Raw genomic sequence first — 16,070 nt, 5'->3', positions numbered from 1 at the left:
TCGACGCTCAGTCACCGGCGGGCAGCGTGGCGAGCCAGTTGCGCAGCAGCGCGGCACCGGTGTCGGCGGACTTCTCCGGGTGGAACTGCGCCGCCGACAGCGGCCCACGCTCCACCGCCGCCACGAAGTCGGTGTCGTGGTGGGCCGTGGTCACCAGCGCGCCCGCGCCCGCCAACGCCGCCGGCTCGCCCATCGCGTACGAGTGCACGAAGTAGAAGCGGCTCTGCGCCGGCAACCCGGCGAACAGCACCGAGCCCTGGGGCGCGCGGACCGTGTTCCAGCCCATGTGCGGCAGGCGGTGCGCCGCCAACCGGGTCACCCCGCCGGGCAGCAGCCCGAGGCCCTTCGTCACGACCCCGTGCTCCTCGCCGTACTCGAAGAGCACCTGCATGCCCACGCAGATGCCGAGCACCGGCCGGCCCGCCGCCACCCGCTCCGCGATCACCGGGCCCGCGCCGAGCGCCTCGATACCCGCCATGCACGCGGCGTACGCGCCCACCCCCGGCACCACGAGACCATCGGCGGCAGCCGCCGCGGCCAGGTCGTCGGTCACCCGGACGCTCGCGCCGGCCGCTTCGAGGGCCCGCTCCGCCGAGCGCAGGTTGCCCGAGCCGTAGTCGAGCACCACCACGTCGGCGGTCACGACCCCGACTCCGGGATCAGCCGCAGCACCCCGGCGGCCGTGGCGAGCAGCGCCAGCAGCGCGGTCACCACGACGGCGCCGCGCGGAGCGCCCTGCCGGTGCAGCGACCACGCCCCACCCACCAGCACTCCGGCGAGAATCAACAGCAACGTCGGCAACGCGGCACCCATCAGAGCCACCTTCCATTCGCGACTGCGGGGCTCCGCTGCGCTGCGCTCCTCGCGCTCATCAGAGAGCACCCTTCGTGCTCGGGATCGCGCCCGCCGCCCGCGGGTCGATCGCGGTGGCCTCGCGCAGCGCCCGGGAGACCGCCTTGAACTGGGCCTCCACCACGTGGTGCGCGTCCGGGTGCCCACCGGGACGCGCCGCCCGCAGCACGTCGACGTGCAGGGTCACCCGGGCCGCCTGGCCGAACGACTCCCAGATGTGCCGGGTCATGCTCGTCGCGTAGACCGGCCCGATGTACGGCGCGAGCAGCGGCTCGTCGTGCACCACGTACGGGCGGCCGGACAGGTCCACCGCGGCCCGGACCAGCACCTCGTCCATCGGGACGGTCGCCGACCCGTACCGCCGGATGCCGGCCTTGTCGCCCAGCGCCTGATCGAACGCGGCGCCCAGCGCGAGAGCTGTGTCCTCCATCGTGTGGTGCGCGTCGATCTCCAGGTCGCCCACCGTGCGGACGGTCAGGTCGTAGCCGCCGTGCCGGGCGATCTGGTGGAGCATGTGGTCGTAGAAGCCCACGCCGGTGCTGATCTCGGCGGCGCCGGTGCCGTCGAGGTCGATCTCGACGAGGACCTTGGTCTCCTTGGTGATCCGCTCCACCCGGGCGGTCCGGCTCATCACAGGGTCTCCATCGCAGTCAGAAAAGCATCGGTCTCGGCCGGCGTGCCGGCGGTCACCCGTAGCCAGCCGGGCAGGCCGACGTCACGGACCAGCACCCCCTGCTCCAGCAGGGCGTGCCAGACGGTGGCCTGGTCGCCGCCGACCTCGAACAGCACGAAGTTGGCGTCACTGTCGGCCACCCGCAGCCCGCGAGCGCGCAGCGTCGCCACGATCCGGTCCCGCTGTGCCATCACGGCGGCCACCGTACCGAGCAGGGCGTCGCGGTGGGTCAGCGCCGCGCGGGCGGCGGCCTGGGTCAGCGCGGACAGGTGGTAGGGCAGGCGGACGAGCTGCACCGCCTGCACCACGGCCGGGTCGGCGGCCAGGTAACCCAGCCGGCCCCCGGCGAAGCCGAAGGCCTTGCTCATCGTGCGGGTCACCACGAGCCGCGGATGGCCGGGCAGCACCGCGAGGGCGCTGACCGTGCCGGGCCGGGCGAACTCGGCGTACGCCTCGTCGACGACCACCATCCCGGGCGCGACGTCGAGCACGGCCGCGACGACCGCCGGGTCGAGAGCGGTGCCGGTCGGGTTGTTGGGTGAGCAGAGGAAGACCACGTCGGGCCGGTGCTCGCGGACCTGGGCGGCCGCCTCGTCGGCGGTCAACCCGAAGTCGACGCCGCGCCGCGCCGGCACCCACCGGGTGCCGGTGCCGAGGGACAGCAGCGGGTGCATCGAGTACGACGGGACGAAGCCCAGCGCGCTGCGCCCCGGCCCACCGAACGCCTGAAGGATCTGCTGCTGGATCTCGTTGGAGCCGTTCGCCGCCCAGACGTGCTCGACGGTGAGCCCGTGCCCCAGGTATTCGGCCAGGTCGGCGCGCAGCGCCACCGCGTCCCGGTCCGGGTAGCGGTTCAGGTCACGCAGCTCGGCGGCGAGCGCCTTGCCGATGGCGTCCACCACCGACTCGGGCACCGGGTAGGAGTTCTCATTGGTGTTGAGCCGCACCGCCACGTCGAGCTGGGGTGCCCCGTACGGCGACAGGCCACGCAGGTCGTCGCGGATCGGCAGATCGTCGAGGCCGCTCACGCCGACTCCTGCGGGAACCGGGCCTGGACGGCCTGGCCGTGCGCCGGCAGGTCCTCCACGGTCGCCAGGGTCACCACGTGCGGCGCCACGTCCCGCAGCGCGGCCTCGGTGTACTCGATCAGGTGCACCCCGCGCAGGAAGGACTGCACCGACAGTCCCGAGGAGTGCCGGGCGCAGCCGCCGGTGGGCAGCACGTGGTTGGAGCCGGCGCAGTAGTCGCCGAGTGACACCGGCGACCACGCGCCCACGAAGATCGCCCCGGCGTTGCGGACGCGCAGCGCCCACTCCCGCGCGTCGACCGTCTGGATCTCCAGGTGCTCGGCCGCGTACGCGTCGACCACCCGCAGCCCCGCCTCAAGGTCGTCGACCAGGACCACGCCGCTCTGCTCGCCGGTCAACGCCGTGGTCACCCGCTCGGCGTGCTTGGTGGCCGGTACCTGCCGGGCCAGCTCGGCCTCGACCGCGTCGACGAGCGCCAGCGACGGGGTGACGAGCACGCTCGCCGCGAGCGGGTCGTGCTCGGCCTGGCTGATCAGGTCGGCGGCGACGTGCGCCGGGTCGGCGGTGTCGTCGGCCAGGATGGCGATCTCGGTCGGACCGGCCTCGGCGTCGATGCCGACCACACCGCGCAGCAGCCGCTTGGCGGCCGTCACCCAGATGTTGCCGGGGCCGGTGACCAGGTCGACGGGCTCGCAGCGCAGCTCACCAGCCGGGTCGACGGCGGAGCCGTACGCCAGCATCGCGACCGCCTGGGCGCCGCCGACCGCGTACACCTCGTCGACGCCGAGCAGCGCGCACGCGGCGAGCACCCGGGCGTCGGGCAGGCCGCCGTTGTCCTTCTGCGGCGGGCTGACCACCACCAGCGAACGCACTCCGGCCGCCTGGGCCGGCACCACGTTCATCACCACCGTCGACGGGTACATGGCCAGGCCGCCGGGGACGTAGAGGCCGACCCGGTCGACGGGCAGCCACCGTTCGGTGACCGTGCCGCCGGGCACCACCTGGGTGACGTGGTCGGTACGCCGCTGGTCGGCGTGCACCCTGCGGGCCCGACTGATCGACTCCAGCAGCGCCTCGCGCACCGCCGGGTCGAGCATCCCCTCGGCCTCGGCGATCGCCTCGACGGGCACCCGCAGCACCTCCGGCGAGATGCCGTCGAACCGCTCGCTGGCCTCCCGGATCGCCGGGTACCCATGCTTGCGGACCGCCTCCACCAGCGGGCGGATCCGCTCGACGGCAACGGACACGTCGAGCTGGGCACGGGGCAGCAGACGGCGCGGGTCACCGAGACCGTCGCGCAGGTCGATCCGATTCAGCACCCTTGCGAGTCTAGGCGGCCCGCCCGTCGCCCACCCGGGCCGTCCGGTCGGCGGGACGGTGAGCCGGGCCACGCCGTCGCGGACGGGATTGGTTAGGCTCGACGGCGTGACCGCACGGCTGCCGGTGTTCCCGCTCGCAACGGTGCTCTTTCCCGGGTTGGTGCTGCCACTGCACATCTTCGAGGAGCGCTACCGGGCCCTGGTCCGGCACCTCGTCGACCTGCCCGAGGGCGCGCCGCGCGAGTTCGGCGTGGTGGCCATCCAGGCCGGCTGGGAGGTGGCCCCCACCGGACCCGGCGCCCGCGCCGGCAACGGGGTCGGCGACGTCACCCTGCACGAGGTGGGCTGCACCGCCGAGCTGCGCCAGGTCACCGAGCTGGCCGACGGCGGCTTCGACATCGTCACGGTCGGCCGACGTCGATTCCGGATCGCCGACGTCGACGACGACACCGCGCCGTACCTGACGGCCGCGGTGGAATGGCTGCCCGAGGCCAGCGGGCCGGACGAGGTGGCCGACCTGCTGGCCGCCCGCGTGATCGCGGTGTTCCGGCAGTACCTGAGCCTGATCCGGCCCGACCCGGAGGAGATCTCCGAGCAGCTTCCGGAGGATCCGACGGTGTTGTCGCACCTGGTGGCGGCCACCGCCGCCCTGACCGTCGACGACCGGCAGCGGCTGCTCGCCATCGACGACACCGCGGCCCGGCTGCGCGCCGAGCTGCGGCTGCTCAACCGCGAGGCGGCTCTGCTGCGCCAGGTGCGGGCGGTTCCGGTGTCGTTGTCGGAGCTGGCGTCCCCGCCGACACCCAACTGAACGACGCCGGGTCGGGCTCCGGGCGCAGCGACGGCCACCGCGACCAGCCGGCCAGCAGGGTGTACGTGACGGCGGCACCGAAGGCCGGCAGCAGCAGGTTGCCGTGCGGCACCGGCAGCACGTGCCCGAGCCAGTCGATCCCGCCGGCCCGCAGGTCGGCGGGTTTGGTGAAGGCCTGCCCCGCCGGGGCGCTCTCCAACAGCCGGTCGAACGTCGCCAGCCCGACCCGACGCCCCACCTGCCAGGCCACCGGGGCCGCGGCGAGGGCGCCCAGCACCGCGCCGAGCAGTCCGACCGGGCCGCGTCGCCGACGCAGCAGGAACCACAGGGCCAGCGCGGCGAGCACGCCGAACGCCAGCCCGAGCAGGCTGAACCAGCCGTCGGCGGCGATCGGCTGCTCCGGCTGGGGCTCGGCGTAGATCGCCCCCTCGGCGGTCTTGAGCACCGGGGTGTCCGGCGCGAACGCCGCCCAGAGCAGCCCGAGCGGCGCACCCAGCACGGCCAGGGCGAGCGCCGCGCCGAGCACCGTCGCCACCGCCCGCACCGGCCGGCGCGGCTCGTCGGGGGTCAGCTCCACCCCGCTCGGGTACGCCGTCACGGCGGCACTCCCGTCGGGAACCGACCCGAACGCCGACCCGGCGGGCGGGGCGGACTCGCTCGGCGGCGGCACGGCCGACGGTCGGGGTGGCGCGGGGCGGTCGTCGGAGATGTCCGCGTGCCGCTCAGGGTCGGGGTTGTCCGGGCTCACCCGATGATCCTCTCAGGCCGCGCGACGGGCCGGGGCGCCGGTGGCGGCGAACCAGCTCACCGGGCGAACGGCTCCGCCATGGCCGCGGCGGCGCGCAGCCACGCCTGGCGGGTCTCCGGCTGGAGCTGGTGATACTCGATCGACGAGCCGGTCTCCAACGCCGGGTCGTACGGCACCACGGCCACCGCGCGGGTACGCGTGGCGAAGTGCCGTTCCAGGTCGTCCTGTAGTGCCGAGCGGCCGGGGGTGGGGCAGGAGATGAGGGTGATCGCGTTGTCGGCCAGCTCGCCCATCCCCTCCTCGTGCAACAGGTCGAGCATCCAGTCGGCGCTGAACGCCGCGTCCTCGCGGGGCACGGTGGTGACCACCAGTTGGTCGGCGGCGTGCATCACGGTGCGCCAGTTGGGGCTCTCCACGTTGTTGCCGGTGTCCACGCAGATCACGTCGTGCGTGCGCCGCAGCAGCTCGAGCACCCGCTTGACGGTGAACTGGTCGAGCCGCTGGGCGAAACGGGGGCTCTCCTCGCCGGCCAGCACGTCGTATGAGCCGTCGGAGGCGTGTCGCAGGTAGTCGTCCAGCCGCTCCAGCAGGGTCGCGCCCTCCAGGATCTCGATCTGGGCGAGGTCGCTGACCAGGTGTCGGATGGTGCGGGCGTGCCGGGCGCTGCCGGCGCGCAACCCGAGGGTGCCCCGCAGTTCGTTGTCGTCCCAGGCCAGTACGCCCCGCCCCCGCACGCTGCCGACGGTGGCGGCGGCGAGCACGGTGGCGGTGGTCTTGTGCACCCCGCCCTTGGGGTTGGCGAACGCGAACACCCGGGGCGTGCCCAGGTCGCGGCGGAGCACCCCGGTGGCGCGCTCGGACTCCTGGTCGACGCCCTGCGGGCGCCACTCGACCCGGGCCGGGTAGCCGCGCTCGGCGAGGGCCGAGCCGGGTGGGGTGACCACCGCGACCGGCGGCGGCGCGACCGGCGGGGCGGGGGGTGGAACGACCGGCGGTGGCGCGATCGGGGGGGCGGGTGTCACCGGCGGCGCGGGCGCCGGGTAGCCGGTCTCCGGCTGGTAACCGGTCTCCAGCAGCGCGTAGCGGGACTCGCCGACGGGATTGCCCGGCCGGTAGCCGTTGTCCAGGATGGCGTAGCGCGACTCCGGCTCGGCGCGGCGCGGCGGCTCGGGCTCCGCCTGGTAACCCGGCTCCACCTGATAACCCGGCTCGGCCCGGTAGGTCGGCTCGGCCCGGTAGCCGGGCTCGGCGCGGTACGTCGGATCGGCACGGTAGTCCGGCTCGGACCGGTACCCGGGCTCCGCGCGGTACGCGGGCTCGGCACGGTAGTCCGGCTCGGACCGGTACGCCGGCTCGGCGCGGTAGTCCGGCTCCGAGCGGTACGCCGGCTCGGCACGGTAGTCCGGCTCGGACCGGTATCCCGGTTCGGCCCGGTAGGCGGGGTCGACCCGGTACGTCCCCTCGGCCCGGTAACCGGGCTCCTGGCCGTACGACAGATCGGCCGGATGCCCGATGGCCGACGCGCGCCCCGCGTAGCCGTTGGGGGCCGCGCGTCGCGGCAGTGGGTCCGGGGCCGCCTCGTCGGCACGGCGCTCGGGCTCGGGCTGCTCCGCCGCCCGACCGCCCAGCCGGGCACGGTCGAGCAACGCCCGCCACCTCGGCGCTGGTTCGGCCGGCCGGCCCCAGCCGGTCTCACTGCCCTCCACGGCCCGCCCTCCCAGCGCCATCGATCTCTGCCTGACAGGCTACGAACCAAACCCTATTCGGACCACTCCTGTGGGCGCACGCCGCCCGGCGTAGATCACGGCGGGGAGGTTGCCAGCAACCCGGCGTCGGTCGCGTCCGGGGAGGTGGTGAGCGCCGGCGGGGCAGGCGCGGTGGACTGCGCCGGGGTCGGCTCGGGTGACGCAATCGTTACGAGCGGTGCGGGTTCCGACGATTCGCCCATCGGCACCGGCGGCATTGGCGTGCTCGACGTCGACCCGGCGCTCGGGCGCGGCGTCGACGACGGACTCGGCCCGGTGTCGGCCGGCGGGCGGACCACGTCGCGCTGCTCGGGCAGCGGCGGCGTGAAGACCGTACGGTCGAGCCGGTACACCTCGGGCGCCGGATCGACGGCCCGCACGTCCGGGCGGGCGGCCACCCGGCGCAGCGCCTCCGGCGCGGCCCGCACCACCGCCGCGTAGACGCAGGCGCAGCCGGCCCGGTACGCCCGAGCCTCGGCGCCGGCCACGTCCGCGTCGACGGCGTACCGCTCCCGCAGCTCGCGCTCGGCGACGCCGTCGCCGCGCACCGCGGCGGCCCGCGCCCGGTAGTCGGCGGCCTCGCCGTCCTTGCGGGCGGCCACGCGTTCCATCTGGGCGACCACGTCGTCGGGCACCCGCAGGGCCGGGATGCGGACGATCTCGGTCTGCCGACCGGGCAACGGGACCCGCCCGAAGACGGCCGAGACCGACACGTCGCCGAGGACCGTGGCCAGGCGCTGTGGCGGCAGGTACGTGCCGAGCGTGACCAACGCGTACGTCCCGTCCCCGGTGGCCGGCGCGGTCGGACCCAACGCGGCCAGGTCGGCCGCCGCGGAGCTGAGGTAGCCCGGCACGGAGTCGCCGTCGGCCACCCCGACGCGGGTCACCTCGCCCACCGTCGGGTCGCTGACCGGTGCGTCGTCGACGGCCCAGACGGCCGTGCCCAGCACCGCCGCCGCGGAGAGCACCGCGGCCCAGCTGAGCACGCCGGACCGCGTCGGGGTGTCACCGAGACGGGCCACCGCCCGGGTCAACGGCGGCAGCAGCCGTTGGTCCAGCTGCCGCAGCAGGTCGCCGGCGCGCACGGGCGGGATCCCCTCGTCGGATCGATGTCGGGTGGTCGCCGCTCAGTCACGCAGGATCTCAAGCGCACGTTCCAGATCGTCAGGGTAGTCGCTGACGAACCGGACCTCGTCCCCCGAACGGGGATGCAAAAAGCTCAGTTCGCGGGCGTGCAGCCACTGACGGGCCAGGCCGAGACGGGCCGAGAGGGTGGGGTCGGCGCCGTACGTGAGGTCACCCACGCAGGGGTGCCGCAGGGTGGAGAAGTGCACCCGGATCTGGTGGGTCCGGCCGGTCTCCAACCGGACGTCGACCAGGCTGGCGGCCGGGAACGCCTCGAGAGTGTCGTAGTGGGTGATGCTCGGCTTACCGCCGGACACCACGGCCCAGCGGTAGTCGTGGGTGGGGTGCCGGTCGATCGGCGCGTCGACGGTGCCCCGCAACGGGTCCAGGTGGCCCTGCACCACGGCGTGGTAGCCCTTGTCGACCTCGCGGTACTTGAAGGCCCGCTTCAACGCGGTGTACGCCTGCTCGCTCTTGGCCACCACCATGATCCCGGTGGTGCCCACGTCGAGGCGGTGCACCACGCCCTGGCGCTCGGCGGCGCCGCTGGTGGAGATGCGGTGGCCGATCGCGGCGAGCGCGCCGATCACCGTCGGGCCGGTCCATCCCGGGCTGGGATGCGCGGCCACCCCGACGGGCTTGTCCACCACGACGATGTCGTCGTCGGCGTACACGACGCGCAGGCCCGGGACCGCCTGCGGCACCACGGTCGGCGGCGCGACCGGAGCGGGCAGCGTGACGTCCAGCCAGGAGCCGGCCTTGACCTTGTGGGAGTTGGGTCGGGCGGCGCCGTCGACGAGGGCGTCGCCCGCGTCGACGAGGGCCGCCGCGGCGGTCCGGGAGAGACCGAAGAGCCGGGACACCGCCTGGTCCAGGCGCATGCCGTCGAGACCGTCGGGTACGGGCAGGGAACGGTGGTCGCCGCCGGCGGCGAAGGCGGAGGTCATGCCCGCTCCCGCTGCTCGGCATCGGCGGTGGCGTTCGCGTCGCCGCTGGCGCCGTCACCGCCGGCCCGCCGGCCGTCGCGCTGCCGACCGGTCAGCTCGAGCAGCACGGCCAGCACCACGCCACAGACGAGCGAGCTGTCCGCCAGGTTGAACACCGGAAAGTACTCGCCGTACGGCCCGAAGACGCTGATCATGTCGACCACGTGCCCGTGGAAGGGCGCGGGCGCCCGGAAGATCCGGTCCATGAGGTTGCCCAGCGCGCCGCCGAGCACCAGGCCGAGGGAGATCGCCCACGGCAGCGAGCGCAGCCGCAGCGCCATCCAGACGATCCAGCCGACCACGCCGATGGTGATCAGCGGGAACACCCAGGTGTAGTCCGCCCCGATGCTCCACGCGGCGCCGCTGTTGCGGGTCAGGCTCAGGTAGACCAGCCCGCCCAGGATCCGGACCGGCTCGCGGTCGGTGAGGCCGGCCAGGGCGAGGTGTTTGGTCACCAGGTCGGCCAGCAGGGCCACCAGGGCCACTGCGGCGAGGATCGCGACAGCCCGGGGACGGGCCTTGCCGCCGTCCGGGTCGGTGCGGCCGGGTTCGGCGGGCGGTGCTGCGGTCATGCGCTCCCCATCGAGGTGTCTCGGCGGTGATCGCTCACCGTCTCGTCGCAGACGGGGACCGGGCTTTCAGCGCCGCTCCTCCAACTGCTTGCACGTCACACACAGGGTGGCCGACGGGAAGGCGGCGAGGCGCTCGACCGGGATCGGGTTGCCGCACCGCTCGCACCAGCCGTAACCACCCTCGTCGAGGCGCTCCAGGGCGCGCTCGACCTGCGTGATCCGTTCCAGAATGCTGTTGGCGAGAGAGATCTCCTGCTCCCGCTCGAAGGTCTTGGTGCCGGTGTCGGCCTGGTCGTCCCCGGCCGAGTCCGTCAACCGCTCGCGCTGCAGCTCGGTGATCTCGCTCAGCGTCTGATCGTACTCGGCGCGAAGCTCGTCCCGGCGCGCCGCCAGCGCCGCCCGGATCTTCTCGGTCTCCGCCGCGCTGCGGGTGGCCTTGGCCACCGGCTTGCGGCCGGCGGTCCTGGTGTCGGCTGGCTTCGCCATGGGTCGCTCCCTCGGCCGGGGAGCCGCGCGGTCGCGGCACCTGGTCAGGGGGCGCCGACGAAGGCGTCCCCTGAGTACGAAAAGGGGCGCACGGCGACAATGGCCGCGCACTCCCGAGGTTGGCAAGAATACGGAACGTACAGGCGTCCGACAACGTGGCGCACCGTCGCACCGCTCAACTGCCCCTAGCCCTGCCTAACTGGGGCAAAGGGAACGCTAGCAGATCAACCGACCGCTTCATCTCCGTACTCGCCAAACCATCGGGCCAGCCGACCCCGTCGGCTGACGGCCCGCAGCCGCCGTTCGGCGGCGTCGCGTACCCCACCGGTGGCGACGATCAGCAGGCTGTCGCCGGTCTTCAGCCGGGTGTCCGGGCCGGGCACGAAACCCACCCCGTCGCGCAGCACCAGGGTCACCGAGGCGCCCAGCGGCAACCGCAGCTCGTCGACGTGCACGCCGGCCAGCCGGGAGCCCGGCGGCACCTCCAGTTGCAACAGGTCGGCGCGCATCCGCTCAAGCGGCGCCGTCTCCACGTGGATCTCGGCGGCCTCCGCCGGCGCGGTGGTCCCCAACCGGCGGGCGAGCGGACCGAGCGTGCCGGTCTGCACCAGCGTGAAGATCACCACCAGCACGAAGACCGCGTCGAAGAGGCGTTCCGCGCCCGGCACCCGTTGCGAGAGCGGGATGGTGGCCAGCACGATCGGCACCGCCCCGCGCAGTCCGGCCCAGGACAGGAACGCCTGCTCCCGAAGGCCGACCCGGAACGGCAACGCCGAGACCGCCACCGACAGCGGCCGGGCCAGCAGCACCAGCGCCAGACCGGCGACCACCGCCGGCAGCACCGCGGCGTCCAACCGGCCGGGCGCGACCAGCAGGCCGAGCAGCACGAACAGGCCGATCTGCGCGAGCCAGGCCAGCCCGTCGGCGAAGCCGAGGATCGCCTGTCGGTGCGGCAGGCGGGCGTTGCCCAGCAGCACCCCCGCCACGTATACGGCGAGGAAGCCCGAGGCGTGCAGCACGGCGCCGGCGGCGTACGCCAGGACGGTGATCCCCACCGCCGCGATCGGGTACAGGCCGGCCGAGGGCAACGCCGCCCGGCGCAGCGCCCAGGTGCCGGCGAGGCCAGCGCCCACACCGACGGCCGCGCCGACGCCCAGCTCGTAACAGACCAGCGCGACCTCGTACCACCACGGGTGCGCCCAACCCTCGTGGGACAGCAGCACCACCAGCAGCACCACCGGGGCGTCGTTCATGCCCGACTCGGCCTCGAGGGTGGCCACCAGCCGGGGTGGCAACCGCAGCCGCCGCAGGGTGGCGAACACCGCCGCCGCGTCGGTGGAGGAGAGCACCGCGCCGTAGAGCAGCGCCAACCGCCAGTCCAGGCCCAGCAGCAGGTGTACGGCGACGCCGACCACCACGATGCTCACGACCACGCCGACCGTGGAGAGCGCGGACGCCAGCGCGAGCACCGGACGCAGCGTGCTCCACCGTGCGGTGAGGCCGCCCTCGGCGATGATCACGATCAGCGCGCAGAAGCCGAGGGTCCGGGTCAGGTCGACGTCGTCGAAGCGGATACCGAGCCCGGCCTCGCCGATGGCCACGCCGAGCGCCAGGTAGACCAACAGGCTGGGCACCCCGAGGCGGGTCGAGAGCCGGACCGCGCCAACCGCCACCAGCAGCACGGCCGCGCCGAGCAACAGCGCGATGTCCAGGCCGGGCGTCACGGTCGCCGGGCCCGGGCGATCCTCACCCCGCGGCTCCGTCGCGCAGTCGGCGCAGCACGTCGGGCAGCTCGGGGGTGGGCCGGTCGACGAGGAAGAGCTTGTCCCGGCTGGTCGCGCCGGTCCGCAGCGACACCGCCGCCGGCCGGACGCCGAGCGCGGCGGCGAGGGCGCGGCGGGCCGCCTCGGTCGCCCGACCGTCCACCGCCGGAGCGTGGACGGCGATCACCAGGGAGGGGCCGTGCGGGCCGTCGAAGCGACCGCCGACGGCATCGCGGGAGGCGCCCGGCTTCACCCGTACCGCCACGGTGAGCGCGTCCTGCGGGGGCACCGGCACCGCTTTTCAGAACGGCCGGGCGTCGATGAGCAGGGCGGTGGCCGGCGCGCACGCCGCGCATGGCGTGAAGCCCAGCTCGACCGCCTCGGCGACGGGAAGCGTCTCCGGGGTCCGGCCGATCAGGTGCGGGCACGCGGCCAGGTGGTAGCGGGGCCGTCCGTCCACCACCTCGACGGAGTCGGGCAGCCGGGAGATCCGGGCCGCCTCGGCGGGGGTGACCGGTTGCTCCGCGGGCTCGTCGGCCAGCGGGTCGGCGGTCACGGCGTCGGCCCGGTACGCCTCGTCGGCGCGGGCCACGAACGGGGACGCCGGGCTGACGGGCGAGGTGTGTGCACCGCCGTCGGCCGCCGCGTCGGGCTCGTACGGCGAGGCCACGTCGTACGCCGGCTCGGGGTCGGACGGCGGCTCGGGTGGTTGCCGCCACCCGGTGCCGCCGTCGCCGACCGTCGAAGGTACGTGCTGGACCGGCACATCCGGCTCGGCCAGCGGTGGCCCGTACGCGGCACCCGGCTCGGCCCGGCTGGCCGTGCGGAATGCCCCGCGGTCCCGCGGGCCGGCCCGGCCGGGATCCGCCGAGGCGCGGTTGGCGGCTGCCTGGCGGGCGCCCACCACCAGCGCCACGGCGGCCAGCAGACTGGCCGCGATGGAGATGGTCAACAGAGTGCTGGAGCCACCGGCCAGGCCGAACACCAGCAGCACCACGGCGACGAGGATGAGCAGGAGACTCGCGACTATCACGGCTCACCCCTGCCGCGTCGTACCGTCCAGGCGGGGCCGGCGACCGTCACCATCTGCGGAGAGCGATCGCCGGCCGGTGCTCAGCGTCCGGCTTCGAGGGCGCCGGAGCGCCCGCCGCCGTACGAACCGGCGAGGCCCGCCGCGGCCAGCCCGTTGCCGCCGCCGACCCGGCCCGCCTCGGAGCGGGTCATCTCGGCTTCGAGGCCCTGGCCGCGACCGTCGAGGTCCCGCAGCTGGCTCTCCAGGTACGCCTTGAGCCGGGTGCGGTACTCGCGCTCGAACTGCTTGAGCTCCTCGATGTGCTTCTGCAGGGCCGTGCGCTTGGCGTCCAGGCCGCCCATGGCCTCCTGGTGCCGCTGGCGGGCGTCCCGCTCCAGGGCGTCGGCCTTCGCGCGAGCCTCGCGGGTCACCTCCTCGGCCTTGCTCCGCGCCTCGGACAGCAGCGAGTCGGCCTCGCGGCGCGCGTCGGACACGTGGTCGTCGGCGGTGCGCTGGGCCATCATCAGCACCCGCAGCGCCTGCTGCTCACCGTCACCGGTGACGCCGGCCGGGCCGCCGGTCGCGCGGACCTGCTCCAGCTCGGCCTGCATGGCGCGGGCGGCCTGCTCGGCGGCGGACTTGTCGCGCTGGACCCGGTCGAGCTGGGCCTTGACGTCGTTGAGCTCCGCCGCCAGTCGGGCGTCGCCGCCGGGGCCGGCGGGGGCACCGCCACGGCCGCCGCGCTCCACCTGGGCGCGCAGCTCGTTGTTCTCCTCGATGAGACGGGCGAGCTCGCGCTCGACCTCGTCCAGGAAGGCGTCGACCTCCTCCTCGTCATACCCCCGCTTGCCGATCGGCGGCTTTTTGAAGGCGACGTTGTGTACGTCGGCCGGGGTCAGCGGCATCGAAACTCCTCGGGTCAGTTGCGGCCGCGAAAGCGCGTCGGTCATCAGGCAGATGCCCTGATCGACGGCCCTAACACGAACTCCATCAGCACGAACAGGATAACCAGGAGCACAAGGGAGGCCAGGTCGATGCTCACGGTACCAATTCGCAGCGGAGGGATCACACGCCTCAACGCGTTGAGAGGGGGATCAGTGACGCTCCACACGGATTCCAGTCCTGCCGCCGCTCCGCGCCCCGGCTGCCACCGGCGGCCGTACTGCAGGACGGCGCTCAACACGAACCGGGACAGAAGAAGAAGCAGGAAGACATAAAGGACCAGGTACAACACTTGCAGCAAGATCGACAACACGGTCAGCGACGTCCCTCGGGTCGGGCGGGGTCAACTCAGGCTGAAAAAACCGCCCTCAGCGATCTTGGCCTTGTCCTCAGCGGTGACCTGGACATTGGCCGGTGAGAGCAGGAACACCCGATTGGTCACGCGCTCGATCGTACCGCGCAGCCCGAACGCCAGGCCGGCCGCGAAGTCAACCAGACGGCGGGCGTCGGCCTCGTCCATCTCGGTGAGGTTGATGATCACCGGTACGCCGTCGCGGAAGTGCTCACCGATGGTGCGCGCCTCCCGGTAGGTGGTCGGGTGCAGGGTGGTGATCTGGTAGCGCTGCTCCTCCTCGGGCACGACCACGCGCTCCCGCGTCACGGCCTGCGGCGCGAGGGCCAGGTTGTCGCGGGTGTGGTAGGTCAGCGCGCCCGACGTCTCGCTCGCCGAGGACCGCGTGATCGACCGTACGCTGGAGCGCTCGGCCCGCTCAGCCCGCTCGGAGCGCTCAGCCCGCTCGGCTCGCTCAGCCCGGTCGGAGTCGCCACGGTCGGAGTCGGCGAGCCGCCCGGCCGACCGCTCGGAGAGCCGGCCCCGCTCGCTCGCGCGCGTCCGGGGAGCCGGCGGCTCCTCGGTGTCGTCGTCGTCCTCGTCGGCGAACTCCTCGGCGTACCGGCTCTGCCGGTAGCGCGAGTCACGGTAACCACCCTTGTCGTAGTCACCGTCGTCGTAGGCCCGCTCGTCGTCTTCCTCGACGAGACCGAGCCAGACCCCCGCCTTGCGCAGTGCACCCATCCCGCGCCCTTCCGTCCGCCGTGCGGCACTCGCCCCCGTGCCATGTCGCCCGTCGCGAGTGGACAACCATGCCCATCGGACCGGGACGGCAATCCCGTGACATGCGATTCGCGTCGCGTGTCACGACCCCCACAGGATCAGCCGTCCCTGAAACAACACTGATGTAATTTGCCTGTCTCGCGGTCAGGCTACCGCAGCGTGGGACGCATTCCGAGCAACGCGCTACCGACGCGGACATGTGTCGCGCCGTAACGGATCGCGATTTCCAGATCGCCGCTCATCCCCGCCGACAACGCTGTCGCTCCCGGATGGACCGATCGGAACACCTCGGCGATCTCGGCCAGCCGGGCGAAGGCGCGATCCGGCGGCCAGCCCAGCGGCGCGACCGCCATGAGGCCGGCCAGGCGCAGCGCCGGCGACTCGGCGACCGCCGCGGCGACCGTGTCCAGGCCGGACTCCGGGTCGGCCGACCCGGGCAGAGCGCCGCCCCGCGCCGGGTCACCGTCGATGCTCACCTGCACCAGGGCGTCCAACGGCCGTTCCCGCTGCGCCGCCGCGCCGTCCAGTGCCCGGGCCAGCCGTACGCTGTCCACCGAGTGCACGACGTCGGCGTAACGGACCACCGAACGGGCCTTGTTGCGCTGCAACTGCCCGATGAAGTGCCAGCGTGGACGTATCCCCGCGGCGGCCACCTCGGCCGCCTTACCGGCGGCCTCCTGGTCGCGGTTCTCCCCCATGTCGGTCACCCCGAGCCCGGCCAACGCCAGCACGTCCCCGGCCGGGTAGGTCTTGGTCACGGCGATCATGGTGACGTCGGCGGGATCCCGGGCCGCCTCGGCGCAGGCTTCGGCGATCCGGGCCCGTACCGTCGCCAGACCGGCCGCGAGTTCGGCGCTCCGGTCCGGTCGTACCGTGGCTGAGCTGTCGGTCATC

General features: G+C 73.9%; 19 protein-coding genes. 1 reads left to right on the top strand and 18 read right to left on the bottom strand.

The window, feature by feature from the left end:
• Window positions 1-7: 7 nt before the first annotated feature.
• From hisH to hisD, 5 genes are read right to left on the bottom strand one after another with little or no spacing between them, the layout of a single operon-like run.
• The gene (hisH, locus tag AB0I89_RS17070) at window positions 8-643 is read right to left on the bottom strand and encodes an imidazole glycerol phosphate synthase subunit HisH (protein WP_357127005.1); all 636 of its coding nucleotides are present in this window, start codon (window positions 641-643) and stop codon (window positions 8-10) included.
• Window positions 640-813 carry a hypothetical protein gene (locus AB0I89_RS17065; protein WP_266244462.1) on the bottom strand — a complete coding sequence of 58 codons (174 nt, stop codon included), beginning with the start codon at window positions 811-813 and terminating at the stop codon, window positions 640-642. The genes hisH and AB0I89_RS17065 overlap by 4 nt, the downstream gene beginning before the upstream one ends.
• A 58-nt stretch (window positions 814-871) precedes the next feature.
• Window positions 872-1,483: an imidazoleglycerol-phosphate dehydratase HisB gene (gene hisB / locus AB0I89_RS17060; protein ID WP_355049484.1), complete on the bottom strand. Its 612-nt coding sequence runs from the start codon at window positions 1,481-1,483 to the stop codon at window positions 872-874.
• The gene (locus AB0I89_RS17055) at window positions 1,483-2,553 is read right to left on the bottom strand and encodes a histidinol-phosphate transaminase (protein WP_357127000.1); all 1,071 of its coding nucleotides are present in this window, start codon (window positions 2,551-2,553) and stop codon (window positions 1,483-1,485) included. Before AB0I89_RS17055 ends, hisB begins: the two co-directional genes overlap by 1 nt.
• Complete coding sequence (gene hisD, locus AB0I89_RS17050; protein ID WP_357126997.1) at window positions 2,550-3,872, bottom strand: histidinol dehydrogenase; 1,323 nt, start codon at window positions 3,870-3,872, stop codon at window positions 2,550-2,552. The genes AB0I89_RS17055 and hisD overlap by 4 nt, the downstream gene beginning before the upstream one ends.
• A gap of 106 nt (window positions 3,873-3,978) precedes the next feature.
• Between hisD and AB0I89_RS17045 the strand changes: the two genes are divergently transcribed.
• On the top strand, window positions 3,979-4,683 hold the full coding sequence (locus tag AB0I89_RS17045) for an LON peptidase substrate-binding domain-containing protein (protein ID WP_357126994.1): 705 nt from the start codon (window positions 3,979-3,981) through the stop codon (window positions 4,681-4,683).
• On the opposite strand, the gene AB0I89_RS17040 is transcribed toward AB0I89_RS17045, so the two are convergent.
• From AB0I89_RS17040 to AB0I89_RS16980, 13 genes are all read right to left on the bottom strand, one after another.
• On the bottom strand, window positions 4,598-5,392 hold the full coding sequence (locus AB0I89_RS17040; RefSeq protein WP_357127333.1) for a DUF2567 domain-containing protein: 795 nt from the start codon (window positions 5,390-5,392) through the stop codon (window positions 4,598-4,600). The two genes, AB0I89_RS17045 and AB0I89_RS17040, sit on opposite strands and share 86 nt — an antisense overlap.
• Before the next feature lie 95 nt (window positions 5,393-5,487).
• On the bottom strand, window positions 5,488-7,158 hold the full coding sequence (locus AB0I89_RS17035; RefSeq protein WP_357126991.1) for an AAA family ATPase: 1,671 nt from the start codon (window positions 7,156-7,158) through the stop codon (window positions 5,488-5,490).
• Window positions 7,159-7,232: 74 nt separating this feature from the next.
• Window positions 7,233-8,261, bottom strand: coding sequence for a hypothetical protein (locus AB0I89_RS17030; RefSeq protein WP_357126988.1), 1,029 nt, complete (start codon window positions 8,259-8,261; stop codon window positions 7,233-7,235).
• A 42-nt stretch (window positions 8,262-8,303) separates the two neighbouring features.
• Window positions 8,304-9,248 (bottom strand): RluA family pseudouridine synthase, encoded by a 945-nt coding sequence (locus tag AB0I89_RS17025; RefSeq protein ID WP_355049478.1) that lies wholly within the window; start codon window positions 9,246-9,248, stop codon window positions 8,304-8,306.
• Window positions 9,245-9,859, bottom strand: coding sequence for a signal peptidase II (gene lspA, locus AB0I89_RS17020; RefSeq protein WP_357126984.1), 615 nt, complete (start codon window positions 9,857-9,859; stop codon window positions 9,245-9,247). Before lspA ends, AB0I89_RS17025 begins: the two co-directional genes overlap by 4 nt.
• 66 nt (window positions 9,860-9,925) lie before the next feature.
• A complete protein-coding gene (locus AB0I89_RS17015) occupies window positions 9,926-10,345 on the bottom strand; it encodes a TraR/DksA C4-type zinc finger protein (RefSeq protein ID WP_355049476.1) in 420 nt (139 codons plus the stop codon).
• Window positions 10,346-10,569: 224 nt separating this feature from the next.
• On the bottom strand, window positions 10,570-12,069 hold the full coding sequence (locus AB0I89_RS17010) for a potassium/proton antiporter (RefSeq protein ID WP_357126980.1): 1,500 nt from the start codon (window positions 12,067-12,069) through the stop codon (window positions 10,570-10,572).
• A gap of 22 nt (window positions 12,070-12,091) precedes the next feature.
• Window positions 12,092-12,403, bottom strand: coding sequence for a DUF167 domain-containing protein (locus AB0I89_RS17005; protein WP_357126977.1), 312 nt, complete (start codon window positions 12,401-12,403; stop codon window positions 12,092-12,094).
• 6 nt (window positions 12,404-12,409) lie between these two features.
• Window positions 12,410-13,141 (bottom strand): hypothetical protein, encoded by a 732-nt coding sequence (locus AB0I89_RS17000; RefSeq protein ID WP_357126974.1) that lies wholly within the window; start codon window positions 13,139-13,141, stop codon window positions 12,410-12,412.
• Between the two features lie 80 nt (window positions 13,142-13,221).
• Window positions 13,222-14,025, bottom strand: coding sequence for a DivIVA domain-containing protein (locus AB0I89_RS16995; RefSeq protein WP_357126971.1), 804 nt, complete (start codon window positions 14,023-14,025; stop codon window positions 13,222-13,224).
• 44 nt (window positions 14,026-14,069) lie between these two features.
• Window positions 14,070-14,375, bottom strand: coding sequence for a YggT family protein (locus tag AB0I89_RS16990; protein WP_355049471.1), 306 nt, complete (start codon window positions 14,373-14,375; stop codon window positions 14,070-14,072).
• A 30-nt stretch (window positions 14,376-14,405) separates the two neighbouring features.
• Window positions 14,406-15,137, bottom strand: a complete 732-nt coding sequence (gene sepF, locus AB0I89_RS16985) for a cell division protein SepF (RefSeq protein WP_357126967.1) — start codon at window positions 15,135-15,137, stop codon at window positions 14,406-14,408.
• 188 nt (window positions 15,138-15,325) lie between these two features.
• Complete coding sequence (locus AB0I89_RS16980; RefSeq protein ID WP_357126964.1) at window positions 15,326-16,069, bottom strand: YggS family pyridoxal phosphate-dependent enzyme; 744 nt, start codon at window positions 16,067-16,069, stop codon at window positions 15,326-15,328.
• Window position 16,070: the final 1 nt, after the last annotated feature.

The sequence above is a fragment of the Micromonospora sp. NPDC049801 genome (genome assembly GCF_040656575.1).
GTDB lineage: Bacteria > Actinomycetota > Actinomycetes > Mycobacteriales > Micromonosporaceae > Micromonospora.
Note: the sequence above shows the minus strand (reverse complement) of the source record. Positions and strands in the feature narration are given on the sequence as shown.

Bases quoted from the DNA above. Each gene is read 5' to 3' on its own strand.
- AB0I89_RS17065 (WP_266244462.1), bottom strand. From the start codon at position 813: ATGGGTGCCGCGTTGCCGACGTTGCTGTTGATTCTCGCCGGAGTGCTG.
- hisB (WP_355049484.1), bottom strand. From the start codon at position 1,483: ATGAGCCGGACCGCCCGGGTGGAGCGGATCACCAAGGAGACCAAGGTC.
- AB0I89_RS17035 (WP_357126991.1), bottom strand. From the start codon at position 7,158: ATGGCGCTGGGAGGGCGGGCCGTGGAGGGCAGTGAGACCGGCTGGGGC.
- AB0I89_RS17025 (WP_355049478.1), bottom strand. From the start codon at position 9,248: ATGACCTCCGCCTTCGCCGCCGGCGGCGACCACCGTTCCCTGCCCGTA.
- lspA (WP_357126984.1), bottom strand. From the start codon at position 9,859: ATGACCGCAGCACCGCCCGCCGAACCCGGCCGCACCGACCCGGACGGC.
- AB0I89_RS17015 (WP_355049476.1), bottom strand. From the start codon at position 10,345: ATGGCGAAGCCAGCCGACACCAGGACCGCCGGCCGCAAGCCGGTGGCC.
- AB0I89_RS16995 (WP_357126971.1), bottom strand. From the start codon at position 14,025: ATGCCGCTGACCCCGGCCGACGTACACAACGTCGCCTTCAAAAAGCCG.
- sepF (WP_357126967.1), bottom strand. From the start codon at position 15,137: ATGGGTGCACTGCGCAAGGCGGGGGTCTGGCTCGGTCTCGTCGAGGAA.
- AB0I89_RS16980 (WP_357126964.1), bottom strand. From the start codon at position 16,069: ATGACCGACAGCTCAGCCACGGTACGACCGGACCGGAGCGCCGAACTC.